At 64.6% G+C, this 24,409-nt stretch carries 2 protein-coding genes; both read left to right on the forward strand.

The window, feature by feature from the left end; genetic code table 11:
* Nucleotides 1–118: 118 nt before the first annotated feature.
* Entirely contained in the window at nt 119–13,021 is a 12,903-nt protein-coding gene (locus AC07V4_RS07810; protein ID WP_492635311.1) for an amino acid adenylation domain-containing protein, read from the forward strand.
* A complete protein-coding gene (locus AC07V4_RS07815) occupies nt 13,018–24,351 on the forward strand; it encodes an amino acid adenylation domain-containing protein (RefSeq protein ID WP_492635310.1) in 11,334 nt (3,777 codons plus the stop codon). Before AC07V4_RS07810 ends, AC07V4_RS07815 begins: the two co-directional genes overlap by 4 nt.
* Nucleotides 24,352–24,409: the final 58 nt, after the last annotated feature.

The raw sequence follows: 24,409 nt of genomic DNA on the forward strand, positions 1-24,409 counted from the left end.
GCCTCTCCAGGCTTGCGGCTGCGCCCGCCATTTATCCAGGGCGTCCAGCACACCCGATCCAAGCGGTAGCTGAAAACGGACTTTCTTTTCAACCGTGACTTATCAGGCAGGTTACCCCATGCAGTTCAGCGAATTATTGGCAGCGATTTCCACCCATGCGATCCGTCTGCAAACTGAAGAAGGCGACCTGATTATCCTGGGCGACGACGAAGCCCTAGACGACGTGCTGTGGGATCAACTGATCGCCCACAAGCCACGGCTGCTGGCGCTGGTGGCCGAGCATGGCGGTGACTGGCTGAGCCCGGCTTACCGCATCACCCCGGCCATGCTGCCCCTGGTCAACCTCGATCAGCCGGCCATCGACCGTATCGTCGCCGCCATCCCCGGTGGCGCGGCCAATGTGCAGGACATCTACCCCCTGGCGCCGCTCCAGGAAGGCATGCTCTATCACCATCTCTCAGCCGAGCAGGGCGACCCCTACGTGCTGCACGCACAGTTTGTGTTCGACAGCCGCGCTCGCCTGGACGCCTTCGCCGAGGCCTTGCAGTGGGTGATCGATCGCCACGATATCCTGCGCACGTCCATGGCTTGGGAGCGTCTCGACGAACCACTGCAAGTGGTGTGGCGCAAGGCGACGTTGGCCTGTGAGGAAGTCCGCGTCAGTGGCGGCGATGCCCTGGCGCAACTGCTGGCTCGCTATGATGCACGCACTTACCGCATGGACCTGGGCCAGGCGCCGCTGCTGCGCCTGGTGTTCGCCGCCGACCCGGCCAACCAGCGGGTGGTGGCGATGCTGCTGTTCCATCACACCATCCTCGACCACACCGCCCTCGATGTGGTGCGCCATGAAATCCAACTGTACCTGGCCGGCGAACAAGCCCAGGCCGGTGAGCCGGTGCCGTTTCGCAGCTACATCGCCCAAGTGCGCCATGGTGTCAGCGAACAGGCCCACGAGGCGTTCTTCCGCGAGATGCTGGCGGATATCGACGAGCCGACCTTGCCGTTCGGCCTGCAGGATGTGCAAGGCGATGGCCAGGGTATCGATGAAGCGCGCATCCTCGTCGACAGCACGTTGAGCCGCCGCCTGCGTGCCTTGGCGCGACCACTGGGGGTGAGCGTGGCGAGCATGCTGCACTTGGCCCTGGCCCGTGTACTGGGCGTGGTGTCTGGCCGTGATGCGGTGGTGTTCGGCACGGTGATGCTCGGCCGCATGGGCGCGGGTGAGGGCGGTGAGCGTGCCTTGGGCATGTTCATCAACACCTTGCCACTGCGCGTGGATGTGGGCGAGCAGGGCGTGCGCGCCGGGGTCAAGGCGACCCACGAGCGCCTGACCACCTTGCTCAACCACGAACACGCGTCCCTGGCGTTGGCCCAGCGTTGCAGCGGCGTGGCGGCACCGACGCCGTTGTTCAGTGCGATGCTCAACTATCGGCATAGCGCCGCTACCGATATGGCCGAAGTGATTGACGTCGCCGAGGGTATCCAAGTGCTGGGCGCCGAGGAACGCACCAACTACCCATTGACGGTCAATGTCGATGACCTTGGGGAAGACTTCGCACTGACCGTGATGGTGGCGATGTCCATCGGCGCGCAGCGCGTGGCCGGTTACCTGCACACGGCCCTGGAAAGCTTGGCCGATGCCCTGGAGCAGCGACCGGATACGCCGCTTGGCGGCCTGAACATTCTCCCCGACGCCGAGCGTCAAACCCTGCTTCACGACCTCAACCAAAGCCCCACGCACTACGCCGATACCACCCTGATCCACCAGCAAGTCGAAACCCATGCCGCCGCCCATCCCGAGTCCATCGCGCTACGTTTCGACAACCAACGCCTGACCTATCGCCAACTCAACGAACGCGCCAACCAGGTCGCCCACCGCCTGCTGGCCCAAGGCGTGCGCCCCGACGACCGTGTGGCGATCTGCGTCGAGCGGGGCCCGGAAATGATCATCGGCTTGCTCGGCATCCTCAAGGCCGGTGCCGGTTATGTGCCCATCGACCCGGCTTATCCGCTGGAACGTATCGCCTACACCTTGCAGGACAGCGAACCCCTGGCCGTGCTGGTACAAGCCAACACCCGCCACCTGGTCGGCGACCTGCCGCAGATCGACCTCGACAGCTTGCGCCAGGAGTCCATCGTCAACCCGCGGCTGCACCTGAGCCCGGCCAACCTGGCCTACGTGATCTACACCTCTGGCTCCACCGGCCTACCCAAGGGCGTGATGATCGAACACCGCCAGGTGGCGCGGTTGTTCACCGCCACCGAACACTGGTTCAGGTTCAATCACAACGATGTGTGGGCCTTGTTCCATTCCTTCGCCTTCGACTTCTCGGTGTGGGAAATCTGGGGGGCGCTGATGCACGGCGGACAGTTGTTGATCGTGCCGCAACTGGTCAGCCGCTCGCCGGATGAGTGCTACACGCTGCTGTGTGAAGCGGGCGTGAGCATTCTCAACCAGACGCCCAGCGCGTTCCGTCAACTGATCGCCGCCCAGGGCCGCAGCCCGGACGTGCATTCCCTGCGCCAGGTGATTTTTGGCGGTGAAGCCCTGGAACCGGGCCTGCTCAAACCCTGGTATGCCCGCGCCATCAACGCCGGTACGCAACTGGTGAACATGTACGGCATCACCGAAACCACCGTGCATGTGACCTATCGCGCCCTGGAAGCGGCGGATGCCCAGTTGGTCGGCGTCAGTCCGATTGGCGTACGTATCCCCGACTTGCAGCTGTATGTGCTGGATAAACACCGCGAACCGTTGCCGTTTGGCGTGGTGGGCGAGTTGTACGTGGGCGGTGCCGGTGTGGCGCGCGGTTACTTGAACCGCGACGCGCTGAACGCCGAGCGTTTCCTGGCCGACCCGGCCACCGGCCTGCGCATGTACAAGACCGGCGATCTCGGCCGTCTGCTGGCCGACGGCAGCGTCGAATACCTGGGGCGTAATGACGACCAGGTAAAGATCCGGGGTTTCCGTATCGAACTGGGCGAAATCGAGGCGCGCCTGGCCACCGCCGATGGCGTGCGCGATGCCGTGGTGATTGTCCGTGAAGACGAGCCGGGCGACAAGCGCCTGGTGGCCTACGTGATCGCTGAGGGCGAACTGAGCACCGCCGTCCTGCGCGATCATCTGCTACTGAGCCTGGCCGACTACATGGTGCCCAGCGCCTTCGTCGTGCTGGATAAATTCCCACTGACCACCAACGGCAAGCTTGATCGCAAGGCGTTGCCCGTCCCGGATACCGACGCGCTGGTACGCCGTGGCTATGAAGCCCCGCAAGGCGCGGTGGAAACCACCATCGCCGGCCTGTGGCAGGACCTGCTCAAGCTCGACCGCGTGGGCCGTGACGACAACTTCTTCGAGTTGGGCGGCCACTCCCTGCTGGCGGTCAAGCTGATCGAACGCATGCGCCAGGTCGACCTCAGTGCCGATGTGCGCGTACTGTTCGGCCAGCCGACCCTGGCAGCGTTGGCGGCGGCGGTCGGTGGGCAGGGCGAGGTCCAGGTCCCGGCCAACCTCATCATTGAAGGCAGCCAGCACATCACGCCCGAGATGCTGCCGTTGGTGGCGCTGGATCAGGCGGCCATCGATCACATCGTCGCCAGCGTGCCCGGCGGCATCGGCAACGTGCAGGACATCTACGGCCTGGCGCCGTTGCAAGCCGGCATCCTCTATCACCATCTGGCAACCACTGAAGGCGATCCTTACGTGTTGCAGGTGCAGCTGCGTTTTGATGATCAAGCGGCGGTGGACGCATTCATCCAGGCGCTGCACAGCGTGATCGCCCGCAACGACATCCTGCGCACCGGCATTCTTTGGGAAGGCCTGGATGAGCCGGTGCAAGTGGTGCTGCGCCAGGCGCCACTGGCAGTCGAACATATTGAAACCCAAGGCCTGGCTCACCTGCAGCAACGCTTCGATCCGCGCCACTATCGCCTCGACTTGTCTCGCGCCTCACTGATGCGCTTCGCCTACACCCAGGAGCAAGGCGGGTTTGTCGGCATCCTGTTGTTGCACCACATTCTGCTCGACCACACCGCCCTGCAAGTGCTGGTGGAGGAGATGAGCGCGAGCCTGGCCGGCAGTGACGCGCACTTGCCCGAGCCGGTGCAGTATCGCAATTACGTGGCCCAGGCCCGCCTCGGCGTGACCCAGGCCCAGCACGAAGCCTTTTTCAGCGAGATGCTCGGCGATCTTGACGAGCCGACCCTGGCGTTCGGCTTGCAGGACGTCAATGGCGACGGCAGCGGCATCATCGAAGCCCACTTGCCCCTGGAGCCGGCGCTGAGCCAGGGCCTGCGCGAACAGGCTCGACAGTTGGGCGTGAGCACCGCCAGCCTGGTGCACCTGGCCTGGGCGCAGGTGTTGGGTCAGGTTTCCGGCCAGCAGGATGTGGTGTTCGGCACCGTATTGCTCGGCCGAATGCAAGGCGGCGAGGGGGCCGACCGTGCACTGGGGATGTTCATCAACACCTTGCCGCTGCGGGTCAATCTGGGCGCTGTTGGTGTGCAAGCCGGCGTGCGTGCCACCCATGCACGGCTTGCGCAACTGCTGGGCCATGAACACGCCTCGTTGTCCCTGGCCCAGCGCTGCAGCGGCGTGCCGGGATCGTTGCCGCTGTTCAGCACACTGCTCAACTACCGTCACAGTGCGCCGGGTGAAGCCCCGGGAGACAGCCCGTTTGCCGCTTCCGGTATCCAAATCCTCAGCTCCGAAGAGCGCAGCAACTACCCGCTGGTGCTCAACGTCGATGACCTAGGCACAGGGTTCGCGGTCACAGTGCAGGGCGTAGCCAGCCTGGATGTGCAACGGGTGGGTGACTATATGCTCACTGCGCTGCGCCATCTGGTCAGCGCCTTGCAACAAGCGCCGACCACGCCGTTGCAGGCGGTGTCGATCCTGCCGCCTGCCGAGCGTCACCAACTGCTGGTGGATTTCAACGCCACCCGCCGCGAATACCCGTCGCAGCTCAGCGTGCACCAACTGTTCGAGGCCCAGGCCCTGGCCCGACCGGAAGCCGTGGCAGCCGTGCATGGACCGTTGTCGTTGAGCTATCGCGATCTCAATCGTCGCGCCAACCGCCTGGCCCATCACTTGATCAACCAAGGCGTGCAACCCGGCGAAAGCGTGGCAGTTGCCCTGCCACGCTCCCTGGATCTGCTGGTGTGTCAGTTGGCGATCCTCAAGTGCGCGGCGGTGTATGTGCCGCTGGACATCAACGCCCCGCTGGAACGCCAGGCGTTCATGGTGCAGGACAGCGGCGCACACCGGGTGCTCAATACCCTGGCCGACCTGAACCTCGACGCGCTGTCACCGCGCAACCCCGACGTGGCACACACTTCGGAAAGCGTGGCATACATCATGTACACCTCCGGTTCCACTGGCGCGCCGAAGGGCGTGCAAGTGCCACACCGCGCCATCTCGCGTCTGGTGCTCAACAACGGTTACGCCGATTTCAACGAGCATGATCGCGTGGCTTTCGCCTCCAACCCGGCCTTCGACGCCAGCACCCTCGATGTGTGGGCGCCGTTGCTCAATGGCGGTTGCGTGGTGGTGGTCGAACATGCGGTGTTGCTGTCCCAGGCGGCATTCGCGGCGCTGTTGCAGGAGCAGGCCGTCAACGTGTTGTGGATGACCGCCGGGTTGTTCCATCAGTACGCCGATGCGCTGATGCCGGTGTTCCGCCAGCTGCGTTACCTGATCGTCGGCGGCGATGTGCTCGACCCGCTGGTGATCGGCCGCGTGCTCCAGCACGGCAAACCCCAGCACCTGCTCAATGGCTACGGGCCTACCGAGGCCACCACGTTCTCCACCACCTTTGAAATCAACGCCGTGGGCGAGGGCGGCATCCCCATCGGTCGACCGATTGCCAATGCCCAAGCCTACGTACTCGACGCTCGCCAGCAACCGCTGCCGCTGGGCGTGGTCGGCGAGCTGTACATCGGTGGCGCGGGTGTGGCCAAGGGTTACTTGAACCAACCGCAATTGACCGCTGAAAAATTTATCCCGAACCCCTTTGGTGAGGGCCTGCTGTACCGCACGGGCGACCTGGCCGTCTGGCAGGCCGAGGGTACGTTGCTGTACCAGGGGCGTAATGACCTGCAACTGAAAATTCGCGGTTTCCGCATCGAACCAGGAGAAATCGAGAGCTGCCTGGCCGCGTTCGCCGGGGTGAAGGATGTCGTGGTCCTGGCCCGCGAAGACGAGCCGGGTGACAAGCGCCTGGTGGCGTACTACACCGCCGACGCAGCGTTGCCGATCGAAGCGTTGCGCACCCACCTGCAAGGCCAGTTGCCGGACTACATGGTGCCCTCGGCCTATGTCTGGCTGGAACTGTTGCCCCTGACCGCCAACGGCAAACTGGACCGCAAGGGCCTGCCGGTGCCGGACCAGAGTGCGCTGCTCAGCCGTGGCTACGAGGCACCGGAAGGCGAGGTGGAAACCCAGCTGGCGCAGATCTGGCAGGACGTGCTCAAACTCGAACGTGTAGGGCGTCACGACCACTTCTTTGAACTGGGCGGGCACTCATTGCTGGCCGTCAGCCTGATCGAACGCATGCGCCAAGTCGGCCTGAGCGCTGACGTGCGCGTGTTGTTCAGCCAGCCAAGCCTGGCGGCATTGGCGGCGGCGGTGGGCAGTGGTCGCGAAATCGTGGTGCCGGCCAATGGCATCCCTGCGGGCTGTGCCCACATCGATCCGTCGATGCTGACACTGGTGCAGCTGGATCAAACCGCTATCGACCGGATCGTCGCCAGCGTCCCGGGCGGCGCGGCGAATGTGCAGGATATCTACCCGCTGGCGCCGTTGCAGGAAGGTATTCTCTACCATCACATCAGCGCCGAGCAGGGCGACCCGTACCTGCTGCAATCGCGCATGGCGTTCGACAGCCTTGAGCGCTTGCACGGCTTCATGGGCGCGCTGCAACAGGTGGTCGCGCGCCACGACATCCTGCGCACCGGCGTGGTCTGGGAAGGCCTGGACAGCCCGGTGCAAGTGGTGTGGCGCGACGCACAGCTGGTGGTACAAGAAGTCGCCCTGGACCCGGCCGACGGTAGCGTCATCGAGCAATTGCACGCCCGTTTCGATGCGCGTCACTACCGCCTGGACATCACCCAGGCACCGCTGTTGCGCATGGTCTACGCCCAGGACCCGGCGAATAATCGAGTCGCGGCCATCCTGTTGTTCCACCACTTGGCACTGGACCACACCGCCATGGAAGTGGTCGGCCAGGAGATGCGTGCGTTCCTGTTCAACCAGGCTGATGATTTGCCCGCCGCCGCACCGTTTCGCAACTACGTGGCCCAGGCCCGCCTGGGTGTGAGCGTGACGGAGCATGAACAGTTCTTCCGCGAGATGCTCGCCGATGTCGATGAGCCGACCTTGCCATTTGGTGTGCAGGACGTGCAGGGCGACGGCCGCGATATCGAAGAGGCTGAGCAACCCGTGGATGCCACACTGGCGCTGCGCGTGCGTGAACAAGCGCGGTTGCTCGGCGTCAGCGCGGCGAGCCTGATGCACCTGGCGTGGGCCCAAGTGTTGGGACTGGTCTCCGGTCGCGACGATGTGGTGTTCGGCACCGTGTTGATGGGCCGTATGCAGGCCGGCGAAGGCGCCGACCGTGCGTTGGGGATGTTCATCAATACCTTGCCGCTGCGGGTGGATGTGGCCGTCGGTGCCGCCGATGCGGTCAAGGCCACCCATAAACGCTTGAGTGCCTTGCTCGGCCACGAACATGCCTCCTTGGCCCTGGCCCAGCGTTGCAGTGGGGTGGCGACGTCCATGCCGCTGTTCAGCGCACTGCTCAATTACCGCCACAGCACCCCCGGCGAAATGGCCCGTGACGGCCACGGTATCTGGGAAGGCGTGCAGCTGTTGGGCGGTGAAGAGCGCAGCAACTATCCGCTGACCCTGAGCGTGGACGACCTGGGCGCAGGCTTTGGCCTGACCGTACTGGCGCTGCCACAGATCGGCGCCCAGCGGCTGTGCGGCTACATGCACAGCGCCGTGGAGCAGTTGGTGGCGACCTTGGAAAGTAGCGCCACCGCAGCCCTGAACCGCTTGCACATTATGCCGGCGGCGGAGCGCGACACCCTGCTGCGCGAGTTCAACACCACGGCGGCGGACTTTCCCACGGGGCACACCGTACACGGTGCCTTTGAAGCTCAGGTCGAGCGTCAACCCGACGCGATTGCCGTGCAGCAAGACGGCGAATCCCTGACCTATCAGCAACTCAACCAACGCGCCAATCAACTGGCTCATCACTTGTTGCAACGGGGCGTGCAGCCAGATGATCGCGTGGCAATCTGTTGCCGTCGCGGCCCACAGATGCTGGTCGGCCTGCTGGGCATTCTCAAGGCCGGCGCCGGGTATGTGCCCATCGATCCGGCTTACCCCGCTGAGCGCATTGCCTACCTGCTGCAGGACAGCGCCCCGGTGGCGGTGTTGGCCGAGGCCAGTACCCGTGGCCTGCTGGGGGCGGTGAGCACGGTGGACCTGCATGGCGACAGCTGGCAGCACCACGCCGTCAGCAACCCACAACCGCTGGCCCTGACCCCGGCGCACCTGGCCTATGTGATCTACACCTCCGGCTCCACCGGCCAGCCCAAGGGCGTGATGGTGGAACACCGTACCGTGGAAAACCTGGTGCACTGGCATGGCGAGGCCTTTGGCCTGGATGCGCGCAGCCACACCAGCAGCGTCGCCGGTTTTGGCTTTGACGCGATGGCCTGGGAAGTCTGGCCGGCCTTGTGTGCGGGGGCGACCCTGCACCTGCCGCCAGCCAACATCGGCAATGAAAACATTGATGAACTGCTGGCCTGGTGGCTGGCACAGCCTCTGGATGTGAGCTTCCTGCCGACGCCAGTGGCCGAATACGCGTTCAGCCAGAACCTGCTGCACCCGACCTTGCGCATCCTGCTGATCGGTGGCGACCGCCTGCGCCAGTTCACCCAGGAGCGGCGCTTTGCGGTGATCAACAATTACGGGCCCACCGAAGCCACGGTGGTTGCCACCTCCGGCCGCGTACGCGCCGGGCAGGTGTTGCACATCGGCAGGCCCATCGCCAATGCCCATGCCTACTTGCTCGATGGGCAATTGCGCCCGGTGCCGGTGGGTGTGGCCGGTGAGTTGTATGTGGGCGGCAGCGGCGTGGCACGGGGTTACTTGAATCGCCCGGACCTGACCGCCGAGCGCTTCCTGCAAGACCCGTTCAATCCAGGGCGCATGTACCGTACCGGCGACTTGGCGCGCTGGTTGCCAGACGGCAATATCGAGTACCTGGGCCGTAACGACGACCAGGTGAAAGTGCGCGGGGTGCGGGTCGAACTGGGCGAAATCGAAAGCCGCCTGGCGGCCTTGGACGGTATCGCCGAAGCGGTGGTACTGGTGCGTGACGGCCGCTTGGTAGCCTGGTTCACCGAACATAACCCCCAGGCTATCGAGCGCCTGCGCGAGCAACTGCAAGCCCAACTGCCTGACGCCCTGGTGCCAGTGGCCTACGTCAAGCTCGACGCGCTGCCCCTGACCGCCAATGGCAAGTTGGACCGCAAGGCCCTGCCGGAGCCGGATCAAGCCGCCTTGCTCAGCCGTGACTATGAAGCGCCCCAAGGCGAGGTTGAAACCACCTTGGCGCGGATCTGGGCCGAGGTGTTGCAGGTGGAGCAAGTCGGTCGTCATGACCACTTCTTCGAACTGGGCGGGCATTCGTTGCTGGCGGTCAGCCTGATCGAACGCATGCGCCAGGTGGGCCTGAGCGCCGATGTGCGCGTGTTGTTCGGCCAGCCGACCTTGGCCGCTCTGGCTGCCGCCGTGGGCAGTGGCCGCGAAGTGCAGGTCCCGGCCAACCGCATTGCTGTTGATTGCGCGCGCATCACCCCGGATATGTTGTCTCTGGTGGACCTCGATCAATCGACTATCGACCACGTCGTCAGCCAAGTACCCGGCGGTGCTGCCAATGTGCAGGATATTTACCCGTTGGCGCCGCTGCAGGAAGGCATCCTGTACCACTACATCAGCGCCGAGCAGGGCGACCCGTACCTGCTGCAATCGCACCTGGCGTTTGACAGTGTCGAGCGCCTGAACGCCTTCGCCCAGGCGCTGCAACAGGTCATCGACCGCCATGACATCCTGCGCACCGGCGTAGTCTGGCAAGGCCTGGTACAACCGCTGCAAGTGGTGTGGCGCAAGGCTGAATTACCGCTTGAAGAGCTGCAATTGCAAGGCGATGTATTGGCCGGCCTGCATGCGCGTTTCGATGCGCGGCGCTATCGCCTGGATATCAGTCAGGCACCCTTGATCAGCTTGAAGTACGCTCAGGACCCGGCCAATCAACGCGTGGTGGTGGTGCTGCTCTATCACCATATCGCCCTCGACCACACCGCATTCGACGTGGTGCTGCGTGAAATGCAGGGGCACTTGCTCGGTCAGGCCGCCCCGACTTCGGCGCCGATGCCGTATCGCAACTACGTGGCCCAGGCGCGCTTGGGCGTGAGCGAGCAGGAGCACGAAGCGTTCTTTCGCGAGATGCTCGGTGATGTCGATGAGCCGACGTTGCCCTTCGGCCTGCAGGATGTGCGTGGCGACGGCAATGCGATCGAAGAACACCGCCTGCGCCTGGACAGCGACCTCAACCGCCGCCTGCGCGCCCAGGCTCGTTTGCTCGGCGTGAGCACGGCGAGTCTGTTCCACTTGGCCTGGGGCCAAGTGTTGGCGGCCACTTCGGGTCGCCACAGCGTAGTGTTCGGTACCGTGCTGGTGGGTCGAATGCAAGGTGGCGAGGGCGCCGACCGCGCACTGGGTGTGTTCATCAATACTTTGCCGCTGCGCCTTGATATCGACAAGCAAGGCGTACGCGCTGCCGTCCGTGCCACCCATGCGCGGCTTACCGCGTTGCTCGGGCATGAACATGCGTCCCTGGCCCTGGCCCAGCGTTGCAGCGGCGTGGCGGCGCCGGCGCCGCTGTTCAGCTCGATGCTCAACTATCGCCATCGCGGCGTGGCAACGCGATCGGCCGAGGCGCAGCAGGCCTGGGAAGGCATGCAGACGCTACTCAACGACGGCCGCACGAACTACCCGTTGACCTTGAACGTGGATGACCTGGGCGATGGTTACGACGTCACCGCGCTGGCGCAATTCGATGCGCGGCGGGTGTGTGGTTACGTGCAGATTGCCTTGGCCGGGCTGGTTGAAGCGCTGGAGCAGGCGCCGCATCAGGCACTCAACCGTCTGCCGATCCTGGATACCGAGGAACGGCAAAAACTGTTGGTGGCGTTCAACGCGACCGAGGTGAACTACAACCTCGACCAAACCCTGCACGGCCTGTTCGAGGCCCAGGTCGAACGCACGCCGCAGGCCGTGGCGGTCAAGGCCGGTGACCAGTACCTGAGCTACAGCGAGCTGAACGAGCGCGCCAACCGCCTGGCCCACCACCTGCGTGAACTCGGCGTGCAGCCGGACTCGCGGGTGGGCATCTGCGTCGAACGTGGCCTGGACATGGTCATTGGCCTGTTCGCGATCCTCAAGGCCGGCGGCGGTTATGTGCCGCTGGACCCGGCGTACCCACGCGAGCGTCTGGCCTACATGCTGCAAGACAGCGCGCCTGTGGTGGTGTTGGCGCAAGGCGCAACCCGTGCGTTGCTGGGCGATGTGCCGGTAGTCGACCTCGACCACGGCACCTGGCAACAGCAGCCCGCCAGCAACCCACAGGTTGCGGGCCTTACGGCGCAGCATCAGGCCTATGTGATCTACACCTCCGGCTCCACCGGCCAGCCCAAAGGCGTGATCAACGAACATGCCGGGGTGGTCAACCGCCTGTTGTGGATGCAGGACGCCTACGGCCTCAAGGCCCATGACGCGGTGCTGCAGAAAACCCCGTTCAGTTTCGACGTGTCGGTGTGGGAGTTCTTCTGGCCGCTGTTCACCGGCGCACGTCTGGTCATGGCGCGCCCGGGTGGCCATAAAGAGCCTGAGTACCTGTGCGCAGTGATCGAGGCTGAACACATCACCACGTTGCACTTTGTGCCGTCGATGCTGGATGTCTTCCTGGCCCATGGCGATGTCAGCCAGGCGGCCGGACTGGTACGCGTGATGTGCAGTGGCGAAGCCTTGCCGGGCAGTCTGGTACGGCGCTTCAAACAGCAATTGCCGGGGATCGGACTGTACAACCTGTATGGCCCGACCGAAGCGGCGGTGGACGTGACCGCCTGGAGCTGCATGCGCCCCGACGTGCCGGACAACACGCCGATCGGCAAGCCGATTGCCAACACGCGCATGTACTTGCTGGATGCGCAGTTGCAGCCAGTGCCGTTGGGCGTGGTCGGCGAGCTGTTTATCGGCGGCGTGCAAGTGGCGCGTGGCTACTTGAATCGTCCTGAGCTGACCGCCGAGCGCTTCCTCGATGACCCGTTCAACGACGGGCGCATGTACCGCACGGGTGACGTCGGCCGATACCTGCCCGATGGCAATATCGAGTACCTGGGTCGCAACGATGACCAGGTGAAGATCCGTGGCCTGCGCATTGAACTGGGCGAAATCCAGGCGCGGCTGCTGGAGCATTCGCAGGTCAACGAGGCCGCCGTGGTCGCCCGCGAAGACCGGCTGGTCGCTTACTACACGGGCGTACCCACCGATATCGAACACCTGCGCGCGCACCTGCTGCTGCACCTGCCGGACTTCATGGTGCCTGCGTTGTTCATGCACCTCGACGCGCTGCCGCTGAGCCCCAACGGCAAGCTCGACCGCAAGGCCTTGCCAGCGCCGGGTATGGACGCGCTGATCGTACGCGAGTACGCGGCACCGGAAGGTGACACCGAAATCCTCCTGGCCAAGCTGTGGGCCGAGCTGCTCAACGTAGAGCGGGTCGGGCGCCATGACAACTTCTTTGAACTGGGCGGGCACTCGCTGCTGGCCGTGAGTTTGATCGGACGCCTGCGCCAGGAAGGCCTGGAAGCCGATGTGCGGGCGCTGTTCGAACAGCCGACCCTGGCCGGCTACGCCGCTATAACTGAACGAATGGAGATCGTCCTGTGAGCATTTCTGAGCTGTTGGCGACGCTGAAAACCAAGGACATCCAATTGGCGCTGAAAGGCGAGCAGTTGTCGGTGCAAGGCAACAAACAAGCGCTGGGTGACCCGGCGATCCTCACCGCGTTGCGCGAGCACAAACCGGCGCTGATCGAGTTGATCAAGGCCGGCGAGTATGCGGCGACTAAGGCTGGCGAAGTGGAAGTCCCCGCCAATGGCATCCCGGCGGGCGCCGAGCGCATCACGCCGGCCATGTTGACCTTGTCGACACTGAGCCAGGACGAGATCGACCGCATCGTCGCCACGGTGGAGGGCGGCGTGGCGAATGTCCAGGATATCTACCCGCTGGCGCCATTGCAGGAAGGCATTCTGTTTCACCACGTCAGCGCCGAACAGGGCGATCCGTACGTGATGCAATCGCAGTTTGCGTTCGACAGCCTGGCGCGTTTCGACGCATTCGCCCAAGCCCTGCAAAGCGTGATGGACCGCCATGACATCCTGCGTACCGGTGTGGTCTGGGACGGTTTGCAGGAACCGTCGCAAGTGGTCTGGCGCCAGGCGCGGCTGCCGGTACAGGCGTTGGCGTTGGACCCGGCTGACGGTGATATCGCCGCGCAGCTGCACGCGTTGTTCGATGCGCGCCACTATCGCCTCGACGTGACCCAGGCGCCTCTGTTGCGTCTGGTGCGTGCCGAAGATCCGGCCAATCAGCGCATCGTCGCCACCTTGCTGTTCCACCACATGGCCCTCGATCACAGCGCCCTGGAAGTGGTGTGCCATGAACTGCAGGCGTGCCTGCTGGGGCAGGGCGCAGCATTAGGTCAGGCGGTGCCATTTCGCAACTACGTGGCCCAGGCGCGCCTGGGGATCAGCGAGCAGGAGCACGAGGGCTTCTTCCGCCAGATGCTCGGCGACATCAGTGAGCCGACCTTGCCGTTTGGCCTGCAGGATGTGCAGGGCGATGCCCGTGGGATTGCCGAAGTCAGCCTGCCGCTGGCGCCGGCGCTGGGGCAGCGCTTGCGTGTGCAAGCCCGGCAACTGGGGGTGAGCGCCGCCAGCCTGTTCCACATGGGCTGGGCGCAAGTACTGGGTGTGCTGGCCGGTAAACAACAGGTGGTATTCGGCACGGTATTGATGGGCCGCATGCAAGGCAGCCATGACACCGATCGGGCGCTGGGGATCTTCATCAACACCTTGCCGTTTCGTGTGGACGTGGGCGCCGAAGACGTGCGCACCGGGGTCAAGGCCACTCACGCGCGGCTGACCACGCTGTTGCGCCACGAACACGCCGCATTGGCCCTGGCCCAGCGTTGCAGCGGCGTGGTGGCGCCGACGCCGCTGTTCAGTGCGTTGCTCAACTATCGCCACAGTGCCCCGACCGCCAGTGCTGCAGCCGTGTCAGCCTGGCAAGGCATCGCGGCGCTCAGTGCCGAAGAACGCACCAACTACCCGCTGACCTTGAGCGTGGATGACCTGGGCGATGGCTTTGGCTTGAGCTTGCTTGCCAGCACCTTGGTGGACCCGCAGCGCGTCTGCGCTTACCTGCAAACCGCCCTGGAAAACCTCGTGACCGCGCTGGAACAGGCGCCGCACACACCGCTCAATCAGGTTTCGGTCGTGCCCGCCGCCGAGCAACAACAGCTGCTGCAACAGTTCAACGCGACCCAGGCCGACTTCCCCCAAGGCACCACCTTGCACGGTCGCATCGAAACCCAGGCCGCGCTCACGCCCGAGGCTATCGCCGCCGTGCATCAAGGCCGGCAGTTGACCTATGCCGAGCTGAACCAGCAAGCCAACCTGCTGGCCCACCACTTGCTCGCCCTGGGCGTGAGGCCCGACGACCGCGTGGCCATCGTCGCCCGCCGAGGCCTGGACACCTTGGCCGGGTTGCTGGCGATCCTCAAGGCCGGTGCCTGCTATGTGCCGGTAGACCCGTCCCACCCGGCCGAGCGCCTGAACTACCTGCTGACCGACAGCGCCCCGGTGGCGGTGCTGGCCCAGCACGCCTTGCTTGAGCGCCTGCCGGTGCTGGACGTGCCGGTGATCAACCTGGATCGCTACACCTGGCAGCACCATTCGGCGAGCAACCCCACGGTCGCGGTCACACCGTCGAACCTGGCGTATGTGATCTACACCTCCGGCTCCACCGGCTTGCCCAAGGGCGTGATGGTGGAGCACCACACCGTGGCCAATCTGGTGGACTGGCATTGCCGCGCCTTCGACCTGTGTGCCGGGCGCCACACCGCCAGCGTGGCGGGGTTCGGTTTTGACGCGATGGCCTGGGAAGTATGGCCGGCGCTGTGTGTGGGCGCGACCCTGCACCTGCCGCCCGCGAATGACGGCGCCGAGGACATCGACGCGCTGCTGGCGTGGTGGTGTGCGCAACCGTTGGACGTGTGCTTCCTGCCGACGCCGGTGGCCGAATATGCCTTCAGCCAGCAGATCGAACATCCCACGTTGCGCACCTTGCTGATCGGTGGCGATCGCCTGCGCCAGTTTGCCCGGGCCCAGCGCTTTGAATTGATCAACAACTACGGCCCCACCGAAGCCACGGTGGTCGCCACCTCCGGCAAGGTCGAGGCGGGGCAGCCGCTGCATATCGGCAAACCTGTGGCCAACGCCACGGTGTATGTGCTGGACGAACAGCAACGCCCGGTGCCGTTGGGTGTGGCGGGCGAACTGTACGTGGGCGGCAAGGGCGTGGCGCGGGGTTACTTGAACCGCCCGGAGCTGACCGCCGAACGCTTCCTGCAAGACCCGTTCAACGGCGGGCGCATGTACCGCACCGGCGATCTGGTGCGCTGGCTGGCGGACGGCAATATCGAGTACCTGGGCCGTAACGACGACCAGGTAAAAATCCGCGGTGTGCGCATCGAGTTGGGCGAGATCGAAACCCAGCTCAACCAGTTGCCCGGTATCCTCGAAGCCGTGGTGCTGGTGCGTGACGAGCGGCTGGTGGCGTACTTCACCGAAAACCCACAGCTGGACCCGCTGACCGTAGGCGACATCCGCGCCCATCTGGTGGCGCACCTGCCGGATTACATGGTGCCGGTCGCCTTCATGAAACTGCAGGCGCTGCCGCTGACCGCCAACGGCAAGCTCGACCGCAAGGCCTTGCCGGCACCGGACATGGCCGCCGTATTTACCCGCGAGTACGAAGCGCCCCACGGTGAAATCGAAAGCGTGCTGGCGCAGATCTGGGCCGATGTATTGCAGGTTGAGCGGGTAGGGCGCCGCGATCATTTCTTCGAACTGGGCGGGCATTCGTTGCTGGCGATGCGCATGGTGTCGCAGATCCGCCAGCGCCTGGGCGTCGAATTGCTGCTCGGTGATCTATTTGCCAACGCCGAACTGGCCGCGGTTGCCGACGTGCTGGCCCGCGCCGGACGCAGCACCTTGCCGGATATCCTCCCGGCCAATCGCGATGAAGACATCCCGCTGTCCTTCGCCCAGCAGCGCCTATGGTTCCTGGCATTGATGGAAGGCGCCAACACCGCCTACAACATCCCCATCGGCCTGCGCCTGCGTGGGCAATTGCATGTGGAGGCATTGCAACGTGCGCTGGCGCGGATCGTCGCACGGCATGACACCCTGCGCAGCCGTTTTGCCCAGCACGGCGACGAGGCCCATGTGCTGATCGTTCCGGCCGAGGACATGTTGCCCTTGCAAGTGCAGGACCTGCGCCGCCACCCACAACCGCAACAGGCGCTGGACGCCTTGATCCACGGTGAAGCGTCGGCGCCGTTCGACCTGGAGCGCGGCCCGTTACTGCGCGGGCGCCTGGTGGTGATGGCCGACGATCACCATGTGCTGTTGCTGACCTTGCACCATATCGTTTCCGATGGCTGGTCCATGGGCGTGCTGACCCGTGAGTTGATGGCGCTGTACCGTGCGTTCAGCCATGGCCAGCCCGACCCGTTGCCGCCACTGCCGATCCAGTACGGCGACTTTGCCGTGTGGCAGCGCCTGTGGTTGAGCGGCGAAGTGCTGCATCGCCAAAGCACCTATTGGCAGCAGGCGCTGGACGGCGCACCAGCCTTGCTCACACTGCCCACCGACCGTCCACGGCCTGCGCAGCAGGACTACGCTGGCAGCAGCGTCGCCGTGCACCTGGATGAACGCCTCACCGCCGGGCTCAAGGCGTTGAGCCAACGCCATGGCACCACGCTGTACATGACCTTGATGACGGCCTGGGCGTCGTTGCAGGCGCGGCTGTCCGGGCAGCAGGACCTGGTGATCGGCACGCCGGTGGCCAACCGCACGCGCAGCGAGGTGGAAGGGCTGATCGGGCTGTTCGTCAACACCTTGGCCGTGCGTATCGACACCTCGGGCGAGCTGAGCGCCGAGGCGCTGCTGGCGCGGGTCAAGGGCCTGACGCTGGCGGCCCAGGCCCATCAGGACTTGCCGTTCGAACAGGTGGTGGAAATCATCCGTCCGGTGCGCAGCCTGGCCCATAGCCCGGTGTTCCAGACCCTGCTGACCTGGCAGGACAGCAGCGCCCCGGCCTTGGCGCTGGGCGACCTGGCCCTGGAAGGCATCGTGGAGAACAGCCACTTCGCCAAGTTCGACCTGTCCCTGGACCTGGGAGAAGTGCAGGGCAGCATCATCGGCACGTTGGAATACGCGATCGCGTTGTTCGATGAGTCGACAATGCAGCGTTACGTCGGCTACTTCACCCGCGTGTTGCAGGCCATGGTCGATAACGACCAGGCGGTACTGGAACATACGCCACTGGTGGATGAGCGTGAGCGCCAGCACCTGCTGTCCGACTTCAACGCCACGCAGGTGGATTACAACCTCGACCAGACCCTGCATGGGATGTTCGAGGCTCAGGTGGAACGCACGCCCCACGCGGTGGCGGTCAAGGCCGGTGACCAGCAACTGACCTACGCCGAACTCAACGCACAGGCCAACCAGCTGGCCCATCACCTGCTGGAACTCGGTGTGCAGCCGGGCTCACGGGTGGCGATCTGTGTGGAGCGCGGCCTGGAAATGGTGGTGGGCCTGTACGCGATTCTCAAGGCCGGTGCCGGTTATGTACCGTTGGACCCGGCGTACCCGCTGGATCGCATTGCCTACATGCTCCAGGACAGCGCGCCGCAGGTGGTGCTGGCCCAGGGCACTACGCACACGCTGGCGCGTGAGGTGCCGGTGGTCGACCTGGACCGCCCGACCTGGCAACACCTGCCCGTCGACAATCTTCACGTGCCGAGCCAGACGGCGTACGTGATTTACACCTCCGGCTCCACCGGCCAGCCCAAGGGCGTGATCAACGAACACGCCGGGGTGGTCAATCGCCTGCTGTGGATGCAGGACGAATATGGGCTGACGGCTGACGATACGGTGCTGCAGAAAACCCCGTTCAGTTTCGATGTGTCGGTGTGGGAGTTCTTCTGGCCGCTGTTCACCGGCGCACGCCTGGTGATGGCGCGCCCGGGCGGGCATAAAGACCCGGCCTATCTCTGTGAGGTGATCGAGGCGGAACACATCACCACCTTGCACTTTGTGCCGTCGATGCTCGACGTGTTCCTTGCCCACGGCGACGTGAGCCAGGCAGCCGGGCTGGTACGGGTCATGTGCAGCGGTGAGGCGTTGCCGGGCAGCCTGGTGCGACGTTTCAAGCAGCAACTGCCGGGCAGCGAGTTGCACAACTTGTACGGCCCCACCGAAGCCGCGGTGGACGTGACGGCGTGGAACTGCGCCGGGCCGGTGACGCCGGACAACACACCCATCGGCAAGCCGATTGCCAACACCCGCATGTACCTGCTCGACGGGCAGTTGCAGCCAGTGCCGCTGGGCGTGGTGGGCGAACTGTTTATCGGCGGCGTGCAAGTGGCACGGGGTTATCTCAATCGGCCTGAGTTGACCGCCGAACGCTTCCTCGACGACCCCTTCAACGCCGGACGCATGTACCGCACCGGGGACGTGGGTCGCTACCTGCCCGACGGCACGATCGAATACCTGGGGCGCAATGACGACCAGGTGAAGATCCGTGGCCTGCGTATCGAACTGGGGGAAATCCAGGCGCGACTCACCGAGTTTTCGCAAGTGAAGGAAGCGGCAGTGATTGCCCGTGACAATCGCCTGCTGGCCTATTACACCGGTGAGCACACCGCCATCGACACGTTGCGCAGCCATTTGCTGCAGCACCTGCCGGAATTCATGGTGCCGGCGGTCTTCGTGCATCTGGAGACGTTGCCCCTGAGCCCCAACGGCAAACTCGACCGCAAGGCACTGCCGGCACCCGGCCTGGATTCGCGGGTGGTGCGTGAATACGAAGCGCCCCAGGGCGACACGGAAATCACCCTGGCCAGCCTGTGGGCGGAGTTGCTCAATGTGGAACGCGTAGGCCGCCACGACAACTTCTTCGAGTTGGGCGGGCATTCGTTGCTGGCGGTCAGCCTGATGGGGCGCATGCGGCGTCTTGGGTTGTCGGCGGATGTGAAGGTGCTGTTTGGCCAACCGACGTTGTCGGCCCTGGCGGCGGCATTGGGTGGCGGGCGCGAAGTGGTGGTGCCGGCCAACGCAATTGCCGGGGATTGCACCCACATCACACCGGACATGCTGCCGTTGATCCAGCTCGACCAAGCGGCCATCGACCGCATTGTCGCGTGCATTCCCGGTGGTGCTGCGAATGTGCAGGATATCTACGCCCTGGCGCCGTTGCAGGCGGGGATTCTCTATCACCACCGCGCGACCCAGGCCGCCGATGCCTACGTGTTGCAGGCGCAGTTTGCCTTTGACAGTCAGTCGCGCCTGGCCGCCTTTGCCAAGGCGTTGCAGGCGGTGATCCAGCGTCATGACGTGCTGCGTTCGTCGTTCCACTGGGATGGCCTGGAAGAACCGGTGCAAGTGGTGTGGCGCACCGCGTCGCTACAGGTCGAGACCGGACCGTTGCCGCAACGGCTCGACCTGGGCCAGGCACCGCTGATGCGCCTGGTCTGCACCGAGGCGGCCCAGGGGGTGGTCGCCACGTTGTTGTTCCACCATTTGGTGATGGACCACATCGCCCTGGAAATCCTGCAGCACGACTTGCAGGCATTTCTGTTGGGGACTCAGGGCACCTTGGGCGTGGCCGTGCCCTATCGCAACTACGTAGCCCAGACTTGGCTGGGTGTGGAGGATCACGCAGGATTTTTCCGCGAGATGCTCGGTGACATCGATGAACCGACCGAGGTGCAGCCCCTGGGCCTCAACGAGCAGGTGCAACTGGCGATTGCGCTGCCACTGAGCCAGCGCCTGCGCAGCCAGGCGCGGCTTGCCGGTGTTAGCGCGGCGAGCCTGATGCACCTGGCCTGGGCCCATGTGCTGGGCAAGGTGTCGGGCCGCGAACAGGTGGTGTTCGGTACGGTAATGCTTGGCCGCCTGCAAGGGGGCGAAGGGGCCGAACGCGCCATGGGGGTGTTTATCAACACCTTGCCGCTGCGGGTGGACCTGGGAGAGCACTCGGTGCGTGATGCGCTGCGCGCCACCCATGGGCGCCTGACCCAACTGCTTAGCCACGAGCATGCGCCATTGGCATTGGCCCAGCGTTGCAGTGGCGTACCGGTGGGAACGCCGTTGTTCAGCGTGCTGTTCAACTACCGTCACAGCGCCCCCCGCGCCGGTGGGGTGGACGAGGCATGGCAAGGCATTCAATTGCTCAAGGCCGAGGAACACACCAACTATGGTTTGTCGGTCAGCGTCGACGACCTGGGCGACGGTTTCAGCCTCAAGGCCATGGGGCAGGGCGCCCGGCGTTTGTGCGATTACCTGAATGTCGCCATTGAGCATGTGGTGCAGGCACTGGAGCAGAACAGCGACATCGCCATCGGCCGCTTGCCGATACTGCCCACCCTTGAACGCGAGCAGTTGCAGGGCTTCAATGCGACCACTCGCACGTATCCCCGTGAACACACGGTGCAGCGTCTGTTCGAAGCCCAAGCCCAGGCGCGGCCTGACGCGGTGGCGGCGCTGCACGGCGAGCAACGCCTGAGCTACGGCGACTTGAACACCCGCGCCAACCGCCTGGCCCACCACCTGTTGGGCTTGGGCGTACAGCCGGGTGACAACGTGGCGATGCTGTTGCCGCGTTCGCTGGACTTGCTGGTCAGCCAGTTGGCCATTCTCAAATGCGCCGCTGCCTATGTGCCGCTGGACATCAACGCACCGGTCGAGCGCCAGGGTTTCATGCTGCAAGACAGCGGCGCGGCTTGGTTGTTGACCCGCAGCGATACGGGCGCCGAGCACTCGGCGCAACGGCTGGACCTGGACACCCTGGCCCTCGACCCGCAACCGAGCCACAACCCGGATATGTCGCAGTCTTCGGACAAGGTGGCGTACATCATGTACACCTCCGGTTCCACCGGCACGCCCAAAGGCGTTTTGGTGCCCCATCGCGGCATCACCCGCCTGGTGCTCAACAATGGCTACGCCGACTTCAATGCCAGTGATTGCGTGGCGTTCGCCTCCAACCCGGCGTTCGATGCCAGCACCATGGACGTGTGGGGTCCGTTGCTCAATGGCGGCCAGGTGCAGGTCATCGACCCTGCCACGCTGCTCGACCCGGCTGCATTCGGCGCTGCCCTGGAGGGTGCCACGGTGCTGTTCGTGACCACGGCACTGTTCAACCAGTACGTGCAGATGATTCCGGATGCCCTGGCCGGTTTGCGCATCCTCCTCTGCGGCGGTGAGCGCGCCGACCCGGCAGCATTCCGCACACTGCTGGCGCGGGCACCGGGCTTGCGCCTGGTGCATTGCTACGGGCCGACGGAAACCACCACCTATGCCACCACCTATGAGGTGCGTACGGTGGCCGAACACGCCGACAGCGTGCCCATCGGCGGGCCGATTTCCAACACCCTGATTCATGTGCTGGATGCGCAATTGCAGCCGGTGCCGTTGGGCGTGAGTGGCGAAATCTGCATCGGTGGCGATGGCGTGGCCATCGGCTATCTGAACCGGCCTGAGCTGACGGACGAGAAGTTCGTGGACGACCCCTTCAATCCGGGTCGCCTGATGTACCGTACCGGCGACCTCGGGCGCTGGACGGCGGAGGGCCTGCTGGAGTGCATCGGGCGTAATGATCACCAGGTGAAGATCCGCGGTTTCCGTATCGAGCTGGGCGAGATCGAAGCGCGCCTGGCTGCCTTCGCGGGCATCCAGGACGTGGTGGTGCTGGCTCGTGAGGACGTGCCGGGCGACAAGCGTCTGGTGGCGTATTTCACGTGGGCGGGCGACCCCGTCGGTGTTGAGGTTGTGCGTGCCCACCTGCACGGCCAGTTGCCGGAGTACATGGTGCCGTCGGCCTTTGTGCCGTTGGCCCAGTTGCCGCTGACCGCCAATGGCAAGGTCGACCGCAAAGCCTTGCCGATGCCGGTAATGGATGCCCAGGTCAGCCGTGATTTCGAGGCCCCGGCGGACGCGCTGGAGCAGACCTTGGCGTCGCTATGGGCCGAGGTGCTGAAGCTCGAGCAAGTGGGGCGCCATGACAGTTTCTTCGAGTTGGGTGGGCACTCGTTGTTGGCGATTCGCTTGGTCAACCTGACGGAAGAAGCGGGCTTGCAGGTGTCGCTGGCGGAGTTGTTCCAGCATGCCAGCGTGGCGTCCATTGCCGCGATGCTGCGCCAGCGCACCGATGAGCCGGTGCGTGAAACGTCGGTGATCACGGTGCGTGGCGCCGGTTCGCAACCGCCGCTGTTTCTGGTGCACGAGTTCAGCGGTATGCACGTGTATTTCCCGGCGTTGGGCCAGCACCTGCCGGGCGACTATCCCATCTATGGCTTGCCGGGTATTGCCCTTGGCGAGCCGCACCTGAACACCCTGGAAGGCCTGGCAGCACGCCTGGTCGGCTTGATTCGGGGGCTCCAGCCCCACGGGCCGTACCGGATCGCCGGTTGGTCGTTCGGTGGTGTGTTGGCGTATGAGGTCGCCATGCAACTGCTGGGGTTGGACGAGCCGGTGGCGTTTCTCGGGCTGATCGACAGTTACGTGCCGCGCATGACCGACCAAGGTAAGTCGCGCTGGAGCGGTGCGGATGCACTCAAGCGCCATCTGCTGTTGCAGTGCACCGCGTATTGGAAAAACCAGGGAGGTGTGAATGAGCTGGCGAGCCTTGAGCAATTGGAGGCAGGCATTGGACAGCTGGACTTTGCGGGCTTGCTGCAACGCTGTCGCGATCAAAGTCTGCTATACGCGCAAATGGCGGAAGCGGCTGACACGGACCTCTTGAATTTTATCGAGCGGGAAGTCGGGCATGGGCATGCGCTGGCGCATTACAGCCTGTTCCCGCTGCCGGTCCCGGTGCATCTGTTCAGTGCGCAAGAGCGGCCCACGGAACTGTCGCGCCGCAGTCCGTCCTTGGGTTGGAGCGACGCCTTGGCGCCAGGGCAGCTGCGTCAGGTCGAAGTGCCTGGGGATCACCAGAGCATGATGCAGGTCCCGCATATTCAGGCCTTGGGCCGCGCACTGAACGAAGCGTTGGCCACGTGTGTGCCGGTCAGTGAAAGCCATCATCAACCCTTGCTGCGGATTCAAAGCGGCCGGGCTGGGCATGCCCCAGTATTTTGCGTGCCGGGGGCGGGTGACAGCGTCACTGGATTCGTCGGCTTGAGTGAGGCACTGGGGCGCGACTGGCCACTGTATGGCTTGCAGCCCCGTGGTCTGGACGGCGAAGCGGTACCTCACAGTCAAGTGGAAGCGGCGGCGCAGTGCTACCTGGCTGCGTTGGAACACGAGTGCCCGGTGGGGCCGGTGCATCTGGTGGGACATTCGTTCGGCGGCTGGGTGGCGCTGGAGATGGCGTTGCGCTTGCAGGCGGCGGGGCGTGAAGTGGCGTCGTTGACGGTGATCGACAGTGAGTCGCCTGGTGGCAATGGTGTGGTGGGGCGGCCGTATACCTCGACGGCGGCGCTGCTGCGCTTGATCGAGGCGATGCAACTGTCGGCCGGGAAGTCGCTGGGAATCGACCCGTCGGACTTTGCCGGGCGCGATGAAGTGGCCCAGCGGCAGTGGTTGCATGCGGGGATGGTGGGTGTGGGGTTGTTGCCGGGGCGTTCTTCGGTGGATGCGATGGACGGACCTTCGCGTACGTATGCGGTGGCGTTGCGTACGGTGTATCGACCATCGCAGCGTTATCGCGGGGTGGTGCGTTTGGTGTTGGCGCAAGACCCGGCGTTGGATGCGGCGGGCAATCAGCGGGAGCAGGGGTTGATGATCGAAGGCTGGCGGCGCCAGGGCAATGGGTTGGAGGTTTGGTATGGCGCAGGGAACCACTTTACGTTGCTCAAAGCGCCGAATGTTCAGGGGTTGGCACAGTGGTGGCTTGAGCCCGCGGTGATTGGGGAGGTGGTGTCTTGACGCTTGCACACGGCTCCAAATGTGGGAGGGGGGGTGCCTTCGATGGCGGTCGTGGTTT

The organism is Pseudomonas sp. GW821-FHT03A09 (assembly GCF_059421065.1).

Bases quoted from the DNA above. Each gene is read 5' to 3' on its own strand.
- AC07V4_RS07810 (WP_492635311.1), top strand. From the start codon at position 119: ATGCAGTTCAGCGAATTATTGGCAGCGATTTCCACCCATGCGATCCGT.